Here is an 8,680-nt window from a genome sequence, read left to right on the forward strand (position 1 = left end):
GTAAGGAGCATGGCGATGCGACTGGCGATCGTGGGCGGCGGCCTGGGCGGGCTGACGTTGGCACGGATCCTGCACCTGCACGGCATTGAGGCGGTGGTCCACGAACGCGAGGCGGACCGGGCCGCGCGCTCGCAGGGCGGGATGCTCGACCTGCACCCGGAGTCCGGGCAGCGCGCCCTCGCCGAGGCGGGCCTCGGCGAGGTGTTCCGGTCGTCGGCGCGGCCCGAGGGCGAGGAGCACCGCATCCTCGACCCCGCCGGGCGTACGCTCGTGCACCACACACCGCGCCCCGGCTCATTCGACGGACGCCCGGAGATCGACCGCACCGTCCTGCGTCAGCTTCTGCTGGACGCGCTCCCGTCCGACGCGGTCACCTGGGGTCATCGCCTCGTCGGGGCGACGCCGCGACCCGCCGGCGGTTTCCTGCTGACCTTCGACAGCGGTCGTCGCGTCGAGTGCGACATTCTCGTCGGCGCGGACGGCGCGCGCTCGGTCGTCCGACCGCTGCTGATCGACGCGCCACTGACGTACGTCTCCACCCACGTGGATCTCACCATCGGCGACGCCGACCGTCGCCACCCGGAGCTCGCCGAGATGGTCGGCCCCGGCAACCTGTGGTGCGTCGGCGTCAACCAGATCCTCGCCGCCCAGCGCCTCGGCGACGGCAGCATCCGGGTCGGGATCTCGCTCCGTGCCGAGGGCCGTGACCTGGACGCCTACCGCAGCAAGGATGCGCTACGGGCCCTCTTCGACGGCTGGGACGCGCGCCTGGTCGCCCTCATCGACGCCGGCGACGACGCGCCGACGCCGCGCCGGGTCGAGGCGATGCCGGTCGGCGCGCGCTGGGCCCACCAGCCGGGAGTCACCCTGCTCGGTGACGCCGCGCACCTCATGCCCCCGGTCGGCGAGGGCGCCAACCAGGCCATGCTGGACGCGGCCGAACTCGCCCACGAACTCGTCGCCCACCCCGGCGACCCGGACGCGGCGATCCGGGCGTACGAGGAGGCGATGTTCGCCAGGGTCCAGCCGATCGCCGAGATGTGCGCACGGGTCCAGGCCATGATGCTGTCCCCGACGGCGGCCGACGACCTCGTCCGCTTCTTCACGCGGCGTCCCGCCGAGCCCGTCGGGCAGTAGGCCCTCACGCCGCGCTGGGCTGTCGGACGCCGAAGGCCGGGTTGCGTACCAGCCAGTCCAGGTAGGTGGGGTGCGACGCCAGCGAGTCGGTGTACGCCGCCTTCGCCGTGGCCAGCAGCAGCTCCGCGTCGCGGGCGGCGGGCGACTCCGGATGCCACCCCAGCAGCAGTCGCCAGCGCAGCGGGACACCGGCCAACCGCCGGGTGACCAGACCGGCCACCGGCCGGAACGTCGCCTGGCACAGGGCCACCGCGACGCCCGCGTCCACCAGGTCGACGCAGCCGCGGATGTCGGTCTCGTACACCTTGCGCGGGGTGAAGCCGGCGCGCGCGCAGGCGGCGGCGAAACAGTCGCCGAAGCAGCCGTCGCCGGGCGCGGCCACCCACTGCTCGTGGCGCAGGTCGGCCAGGCGCACCTCGTCCCGGTCGGCGAGCGGGTGGCTCGCCGGCAGCAGGACCAGCACCGGGTCGACGGCCACCTCCCGCCATCGCAACCCGAACTCGGCCGACGGGGTGGCGTCGCCGCAGACGCCGGTGAGGGCGAAGTCCAACCGTCCGCCGGCCACCAACTGCGCCAGCTCGTCCACCGACCACGAGGCGTACGTGGTGATCTGGGCCGGCGGCTCCTCGGCGGCGAGGCGGTGCACCAGCCGGCCCAGGATCGGGCTGTTCACGCCGCCGAGCCGGTAGCAGCGTGACACCTCGGCGGCACCGGCCAGCCGCGCCGCCTCGTCCTGTAGGCCCTTCATGGCCGGCAGCAGCACCCGGGCCCGGGCGAGCACCAGCTCACCGAGCGCGGTGGGGCGGGCGCCGCGCCGGTCCCGGTCGAACAGCGGCCCGCCCAGCGTCCGTTCGATCCGCTGGAGCTGGGCGGTCAGCGCCGGCTGGGCGAGCCCGAGGGTCGACGCCGCCTTGGTCACACTCCCTGTCTCCGCGATCGCGCAGACCACCCGCAGGTGTCGCAGCTCCAGGTTCATACGGTGACGGTAGGACCACGTCGCAGCCGGCGGAAGGGGCCAAGTGGATCGGTGACATTGAATGCATTCTTTGGTGCGGCCCGCGCGTTTCAGTCGCGCGGCGGCTCCGGCAGGTCCTTCAGGTACGTCGGCCGCCGAGTCACCGCGTCGCGGAGCTTGTCCACCACGCCCACCGCCGGCTCGACGATGCGGTTCCACGGCGGCGTGGCCGGAGTGCCCGGGTGCGGCCGGGTCGGAGCGGCCTCCTCGGCGATCTCCAACCGGTTGCCCAGCCGGATCAGCTCCTCCGACGTCGCCACCGCGCGCAGCTCGGTGACGAGCGTGCCCACCCCGTCGACGTGGCGGCGGACCCGCTCGGCGACCTCGGTCACGGTCTCGTCGTTCAGCCCCTTGAGGGCGGCCAGCAACGCCGCGTCACCGTCGATCTCCGCGTCCACCCGGGCGGCCTCGGCCGGCAGCGCCGCCCGCACCGCTGGCAGCAGGTACTGCTCCTCGGCGGAGATGTGCCGCGACAGCGCGGCGGTGAGCACCGCGAGGGCCTCGTTCGGCGTGGCGTCCGGGCCGCTGAGCTGGTCCACCAGGGTCAGCAACTGCCGGTGCTCGCGGTCCACGATGTCGGCGACGCTACGGCCGCCGGGCCGGTAACCCTCGTCGGGGGCGGGCGTGGGCGGCAACGGGGGCAGGGGAACGGCGGACATGATGCCCTCCTCGACTGGCGGGCGGAAGCTCCGGCAGGGGTTGTGCGGTCGTGGGCGGCGGTACCCGAACGCGGCCGCCGCGAAACCGCCGCCCGATTCGTCGACCTGGATGCCCGGCCGCCTCCCCTCGGTGCGCCGGCCCGCCGGTAACTCGGGGCTGGTATGAAGGGGCGATGACGAGCGACGCCGCCTCCGCCCGACCGGACCCCACCGCGGAGGTCGTGGACCTCTGCCGCGACCTGCTGCGCATCGACACCACGAACACCGGTGACAACGACACCAGCGTCGGCGAACGCCGCGCGGCCGAGTACGTGGCGGAGAAGCTCGCCGAGGTGGGCATCGAATCGGTCCTGCACGAGTCCGCGCCAGGCCGGGCGAACGTGGTGGCCCGCATCCCCGGCGCCGACCCGAGCCGGGAGGCCCTGCTGGTGCACGGCCACCTGGACGTGGTGCCCGCCGACGCCGACGAGTGGTCGGTGCACCCGTTCTCCGGCGAGCAGCGCGACGGCTACCTGTGGGGTCGCGGCGCCATCGACATGAAGGACTTCGACGCGATGGTGCTCGCCGTGGTGCGGCACTGGCAGCGCACCGGCGTCCGGCCCCCGCGCGACATCGTCCTCGCGTACACCGCCGACGAGGAGGCGGGCAGCGACTACGGCGCGCGCTTCCTGGTCGAGAACCACCGCGACCTCTTCGACGGCTGCACCGAGGCGATCGGCGAGGTCGGCGGGTTCTCCTACTCGGTCAACGACAGCCAGCGCCTCTACCTCATCGAGACCGCCGAGAAGGGCATCGACTGGCTGCGGCTGCACGCCAAGGGTCGACCCGGGCACGGGTCGATGGTGCACGACGACAACGCGGTCACCGCCCTCGCCGAGGCGGTGGCCCGCATCGGCGGGCACCGCTTCCCGGTGGTGGTGACCGACACCGTACGGGCGTTCCTGACCGAGGTCTCCGACCTGCTCGGCATCGAGCTGGACCCGGAGGACCCGGAGGTCGCCATCGCCAAGCTCGGCCCGATCGCCAACATCATCGGCGCGACGATCCGCAACACCGCCAACCCGACCCGGTTGAGCGCCGGCTACAAGGACAACGTCATCCCGGGCCGCGCCACCGCCACCATCGACTGCCGCAGCCTCCCCGGCCAGTCCGAGCTGCTCGAGCGGCAGTTGCGCGAGCTGGTCGGCCCGGACATCGACATCGAGTACATCCAGCGGCAGCCCGCGTTGGAGACCACCTTCGACGGCGACCTCGTCGAGGCGATGTCGGCGGCGCTGCGCGCCGAGGACCCGGGGGCGCGGCCGGTGCCGTACATGCTCTCCGGCGGCACCGACGCGAAGGCGTTCTCGACGCTCGGCATCCGCTGCTTCGGGTTCGCGCCGCTGCGGCTGCCCGCCGACCTGAACTTCTCCGCGTTGTTCCACGGCATCGACGAGCGCGTTCCGGTCGACGGACTACAGTTCGGCGTGCGGGTTCTCGACCGGTTCCTCCGCACCTGCTAGCAGTGTCCGCGTTACCTCCCCATCGTGAAGGGACTGCCCCACATGACCGACCAGCACGGTGAGCTGGACGCCGCACTCGAGCGGGTGATCGAAGCGGCCCGCCACCACCTGGCCGCCGTACGCGCCGCGCAGGGCCGCGTCGACGACGACGACGTCTGGCAGGCGTACGTGGCGTTGAACAACGCCTCCTTCGCCTACGACGAGCAGCTCCTCGACGCCTTCGGTGAGGTCACGCCGTGGGACGTTGACTCGATCGACCCGGACGAGGCCGACGAGCGCTTCGGCGGCGACGGTGTCGAGGCCAGCGACCCGCACCCCCGCGTGATCTCGGTGCGCCAACGCCGCGACTACCGGGTGCCGAGCATCTCCGCGCTGCTGCGGGCGGCCGAGGCGGCCCGCCGCGAGGGCACCCCCGAGGACGACGAGCCGGCGCCGGTGGAGGGCGTCGGTGAGGCGGTGCTGGAGCTGCTGCAGAGCGGCGACGGCTCGCTCGGCGCACTCGACGTCCCGGAGCTGGAACCGCTCGACGGGGTGGTGATGGTCAGCGAGGTGGGCACCCCGGTCGACCTGGAGTCGTTCGACGACGACGACGCGGTCGGCCCGTTCCAGCCGGCCGCCGACGACCGGCTCGTCGGTCGTCTCGACGAGCACCCGTTCCTGGAACTCGACGACGACGACCACGACCACGCCGGGCACCAGCACTAGTTTGTGGCGGGCCGTACGACGCCCGGGGCCCGACCGTACGCGGTTCGGGTCCCGGGCGTTTCGTCGCGGTGCCCCGGCCCGGTGTCAGTACGACAGGCCCGGCTGCGGCTGGTTGACCCGCCGACGGCGCAACATGACCTGCCGCGTGCCGTCCCGGAACAGCCGTACCCGGGCCAGCTCCCATCCGGAGAACTCCGCCTGGATCGCCAACTGCGCCGCTGCGGTCAACCGGTCGACGTTCGGCGGCAGCCGCAGCGGCGCGTACTCGTAGTCCATGCCACCCATGCTGCCCAGCCCGGCGGCAGTCCGCCACCCCCTGGAGGGTGACCGACGCCGCTGCGGTGCCTGGTTCGTGCCGTCCTCGGGCCGTCTCGGGTCACCCGTCGCGTTCGGGGTAGCCGACCGGCACCCCGGAGACGTCCTCCAACGCGGTGGTGATCTCCTCGGGCAGCGTGATGCGCTCGACCTGCAACGCGCCGAGCAGTTGCCCGACCGTCCGGGCGCCCAGGATCGGCGCGGTCACCCCGGGCCGGTCCCGGATCCAGGCCAGCGCCACCTCCAGCGGCGAGACCCCCAGCCCGCCGGCCGCGGTCGCCACCGCCTCCACGATGCTGGAGCAGCGCGGCTCCAGGTAGGTGGAGACGAACCGCTCGAAGTGCGGGGAGGCGGCCCGGGAGTCCGCCGGACGCCCATGCCGGTACTTGCCGGTGAGTACCCCCCGACCCAGCGGCGACCAGGGCAGCACGCCGAGGCCCAGCGCGTCAGCGGCCGGCAGGACCTCCCGTTCCACCCCCCGCTCCAGCAGCGAGTACTCCACCTGGGTGGCGACCACCGGCGCCCGGCCCGGCCAGGCCGTCTGCCAGGCGGCGGCCCGCGCGGTCTGCCAGCCGGAGAAGTTCGACACCCCCACGTAACGGACCTTTCCGCTGGCCACCGCGTGGTCCAGCGCCGCGAGCGTCTCCTCCAGGGGGGTGTCCGGGTCGTATCCGTGCACCTGGAACAGGTCGACGTGGTCGGTGCCGAGCCGACGCAGCGACGCCTCCAGGGTGCGCAGCAGGTGACCCCGGGAGCCGTCGCGCCGCCGGGCGCTGCCCGGACGCAACCCCGCCTTCGTGGCGATCAGCAGCTCTTCGCGCGGGACGAGGGTGCCCAGCAGCGACCCGATCACCGACTCGGCGTCGCCGTCGCCGTACACGTCGGCGGTGTCGATCAGGTTGCCGCCCGCGTCCAGGAAACTCTTGAGCTGGGCGGCCGCATCGTCGGCGTCGGTGTCCCGGCCCCAGGTCATGGTGCCGAGCGCGAGCCGCGAAACCGCCAGCCCGCTTCGGCCGAGCGGTCGCTGTTGCATGGGTGAACCTTATTTCGAACCCGCCGCCACGGATATCCTCGCTCCCGTCATCTCTGCCGGTTCTGCCGGTTCCGCCTCCGGAAGGCACCGCGACGGACGGGGGATCATTGGCGGTGAGCCGGTGATCGGGTCCGTTTTCGGCATTGCGTAACCTGATGCGACCTGTGCCACGGATGGGGGAGGACCAGTGCGACTCGGGCTCAGCCTCGGATACCAGACAGCGTGGAGTACGCCGGCCGACCACCTGGCGCTGGCCCAGGAGGCGGACCGCCTCGGCTACTCGGTGGTGTGGGCGGCGGAGGCGTACGGCTCCGACTCGCCCAGCATGCTCGCCTGGATGGCCGGCCAGACGCAACGGATCGACGTGGGCTCGGCGGTGATGCAGATCCCCGCCCGTACACCGGCCGCCACCGCGATGACGGCCGCCACCATCGACGCCCTGTCCGGCGGCCGGTTCCGGCTCGGCCTCGGCGTCTCCGGCCCGCAGGTCTCCGAGGGCTGGCACGGGGTGCGGTTCGCCAAGCCCCTGGGCCGTACCCGCGAGTTCGTCGACATCGTCAAGCTGGCCATCGCCCGCAAGGAGGTGGCGTACGACGGTGAGCACTACACGCTGCCGCTGCCCGACGGCCCCGGCAAGGCGCTGCGGCTGAGCTTCCACCCGCCCCGCGAGCACATCCCGATCTACCTGGCCGCGGTCGGTCCGAAGAACCTGGAGCTGGCCGGCGAGATCGCCGACGGCTGGCTCGCCGTGTTCTACGCCCCGGAGTTCGCCGACGAGCACCTCGCCGCCGTCTCCGCCGGCCGGGCCAAGGCCGGCAAGGAACTGGCCGGTTTCGACGTGGTGCCGTCCGTGCCGGTCGTCGTCGGCGACGACGTCGCCTCCTGCGCCGAGCTGGTCCGCTGGTACGCCGCGCTCTACGTCGGCGGGATGGGCAGCCGGCAGCAGAACTTCTACAACCAGCTCGCCACCCGGATGGGTTACGGCGACGCCGCCCGCGAGGTCCAGGACCTCTACCTGGCCAAGCGCCAGCGCGACGCCGCCGCCGCCGTACCCATGGAGTTCATCGACCGTACGTCGCTGCTCGGCCCGAAGGAGCGCATCGCCGAGAGGATGCGCGAGTACGCCGCCTCCGGTGTCACCACGCTGTCGGTGACCCTGTTCGTGGCCGACCGGGACAGCGGTGTGCAGACCCTGCGGACCGTCGCCGAGGCTCTCGAGCTCTCGGGAGTCGGCGAGTGACCTGGGTTGAGGCCATCGTCCTGGGCATCGTCCAGGGGCTGACCGAGTTCCTGCCGGTCAGCTCGTCGGGGCATCTGCGGATCACCTCGGCGATCTTCTTCGACCGCGACGCGGGCGCGTCGTTCACCGCGGTCACCCAGCTCGGCACCGAGGCTGCCGTGCTGATCTACTTCGCGAAGGACATCTGGCGGATCACCCGTACCTGGCTGGTCGGGCTCAGGGACAAATCCGTGCGTTCGAGCCTCGACTACCGGATGGGCTGGTACGTGATCGTCGGCTCGATCCCCATCGGGCTGTTCGGGTTCCTCTTCAAGGACCAGATCAAGACGGCCGGGCGCAACCTCTGGGTGGTGTCGACCACGCTGATCGTGTTCGCGTTCGTGCTGGCCTTCGCCGAGTACTGGGGTCGGCAGACGCGCACGCTGGAGAACTTCCGGATGAAGGACGGCGTCGTGATGGGCTTCGCCCAGGCGATGGCGCTGGTCCCCGGCGTGTCCCGCTCCGGGGGGACGCTCACCGCCGGCCTGCTGCTCAACCTGACCCGGGAGGCGGCGGCGCGCTACTCGTTCCTGCTGGCCATCCCGGCGGTGGTGATGTCCGGGGTGTTCAGCCTTGGGGACGTTTTCGAACCGTCCGCCCCGGGAACGTCCGTGCCCACGGTGGCCCAGACGATCGTGGCCACCCTCATCGCCTTCGGCATCGGGTACGCGGCGATCGCCTGGCTGCTGCGCTACGTCGCCCACCACACCCTGTACGTCTTCGTCCTGTACCGGGTCGCGCTGGGCACCCTGGTCCTCGCTCTCCTGCTCACCGGCACGATCAGCGCCACCTGACCGCACGCACCGAAGAACCGGCGATGGCCGGCACCCGTTGTCGGGTGCCGGCCATCTGTGTGTGTTAGCTGTTCCAGTTGTGGGCGACCAGGTCGGTGGCCTGCTGCTCCCACTGCGCGTAGGCGTCGGGGTAGGCGGAGACCTGTACGGTCTGCGCGGCGTCGGTCAGCGGCATGTCCTGCCAGCCGTCAACCTGACGCAGGCCCTTGAGGAACGCCGTCGTCGAGTACTCCGGGTCGGT

9 protein-coding genes are annotated in these 8,680 nt (G+C 72.3%); 5 read left to right on the forward strand and 4 right to left on the reverse strand.

The window, feature by feature from the left end; all coding sequences use genetic code 11:
- The first annotated feature begins 9 nt into the window (after window positions 1-9).
- Window positions 10-1,137 carry an NAD(P)/FAD-dependent oxidoreductase gene (locus AB0J36_RS31975; protein WP_357398214.1) on the forward strand — a complete coding sequence of 376 codons (1,128 nt, stop codon included), beginning with the start codon at window positions 10-12 and terminating at the stop codon, window positions 1,135-1,137.
- A gap of 4 nt (window positions 1,138-1,141) precedes the next feature.
- Here AB0J36_RS31975 and AB0J36_RS31980 read toward each other — a convergent pair whose 3' ends face one another.
- Window positions 1,142-2,113 carry a LysR family transcriptional regulator gene (locus tag AB0J36_RS31980; RefSeq protein WP_357122115.1) on the reverse strand — a complete coding sequence of 324 codons (972 nt, stop codon included), beginning with the start codon at window positions 2,111-2,113 and terminating at the stop codon, window positions 1,142-1,144.
- A gap of 89 nt (window positions 2,114-2,202) precedes the next feature.
- Entirely contained in the window at window positions 2,203-2,811 is a 609-nt protein-coding gene (locus tag AB0J36_RS31985; protein ID WP_357122118.1) for a hemerythrin domain-containing protein, read from the reverse strand.
- 173 nt (window positions 2,812-2,984) lie between these two features.
- On the opposite strand from AB0J36_RS31985, the gene AB0J36_RS31990 reads away from it, so the two are divergent.
- Both AB0J36_RS31990 and AB0J36_RS31995 read left to right on the forward strand, forming a co-directional pair.
- On the forward strand, window positions 2,985-4,313 hold the full coding sequence (locus AB0J36_RS31990) for a M20/M25/M40 family metallo-hydrolase (protein WP_357175455.1): 1,329 nt from the start codon (window positions 2,985-2,987) through the stop codon (window positions 4,311-4,313).
- 42 nt (window positions 4,314-4,355) lie between these two features.
- Complete coding sequence (locus AB0J36_RS31995; RefSeq protein ID WP_357122124.1) at window positions 4,356-5,018, forward strand: hypothetical protein; 663 nt, start codon at window positions 4,356-4,358, stop codon at window positions 5,016-5,018.
- An 84-nt stretch (window positions 5,019-5,102) separates the two neighbouring features.
- Here AB0J36_RS31995 and AB0J36_RS32000 read toward each other — a convergent pair whose 3' ends face one another.
- Together AB0J36_RS32000 and AB0J36_RS32005 are read right to left on the reverse strand one after the other, a co-directional pair.
- Window positions 5,103-5,294, reverse strand: a complete 192-nt coding sequence (locus tag AB0J36_RS32000; RefSeq protein WP_039906151.1) for a DUF5703 family protein — start codon at window positions 5,292-5,294, stop codon at window positions 5,103-5,105.
- A 100-nt stretch (window positions 5,295-5,394) separates the two neighbouring features.
- Window positions 5,395-6,366, reverse strand: a complete 972-nt coding sequence (locus AB0J36_RS32005; RefSeq protein ID WP_357122127.1) for an aldo/keto reductase — start codon at window positions 6,364-6,366, stop codon at window positions 5,395-5,397.
- A 187-nt stretch (window positions 6,367-6,553) separates the two neighbouring features.
- On the opposite strand from AB0J36_RS32005, the gene AB0J36_RS32010 reads away from it, so the two are divergent.
- Window positions 6,554-7,606 (forward strand): LLM class F420-dependent oxidoreductase, encoded by a 1,053-nt coding sequence (locus AB0J36_RS32010; RefSeq protein WP_355052458.1) that lies wholly within the window; start codon window positions 6,554-6,556, stop codon window positions 7,604-7,606.
- On the forward strand, window positions 7,603-8,439 hold the full coding sequence (locus tag AB0J36_RS32015) for an undecaprenyl-diphosphate phosphatase (RefSeq protein WP_357122133.1): 837 nt from the start codon (window positions 7,603-7,605) through the stop codon (window positions 8,437-8,439). The genes AB0J36_RS32010 and AB0J36_RS32015 overlap by 4 nt, the downstream gene beginning before the upstream one ends.
- Window positions 8,440-8,680 lie beyond the last annotated feature (241 nt).

Origin of the sequence: Micromonospora sp. NPDC049662 (genome assembly GCF_040675055.1) — a bacterium.
GTDB lineage: Bacteria > Actinomycetota > Actinomycetes > Mycobacteriales > Micromonosporaceae > Micromonospora.

What these genes read in the sequence shown, in the direction of transcription:
- AB0J36_RS31985 (WP_357122118.1), bottom strand. Translation starts at nt 2,811, where the DNA reads ATGTCCGCCGTTCCCCTGCCCCCGTTGCCGCCCACGCCCGCCCCCGAC.
- AB0J36_RS31975 (WP_357398214.1), top strand. Translation starts at nt 10, where the DNA reads ATGGCGATGCGACTGGCGATCGTGGGCGGCGGCCTGGGCGGGCTGACG.
- AB0J36_RS32005 (WP_357122127.1), bottom strand. Translation starts at nt 6,366, where the DNA reads ATGCAACAGCGACCGCTCGGCCGAAGCGGGCTGGCGGTTTCGCGGCTC.
- AB0J36_RS32000 (WP_039906151.1), bottom strand. Translation starts at nt 5,294, where the DNA reads ATGGACTACGAGTACGCGCCGCTGCGGCTGCCGCCGAACGTCGACCGG.
- AB0J36_RS31990 (WP_357175455.1), top strand. Translation starts at nt 2,985, where the DNA reads ATGACGAGCGACGCCGCCTCCGCCCGACCGGACCCCACCGCGGAGGTC.
- AB0J36_RS31995 (WP_357122124.1), top strand. Translation starts at nt 4,356, where the DNA reads ATGACCGACCAGCACGGTGAGCTGGACGCCGCACTCGAGCGGGTGATC.
- AB0J36_RS31980 (WP_357122115.1), bottom strand. Translation starts at nt 2,113, where the DNA reads ATGAACCTGGAGCTGCGACACCTGCGGGTGGTCTGCGCGATCGCGGAG.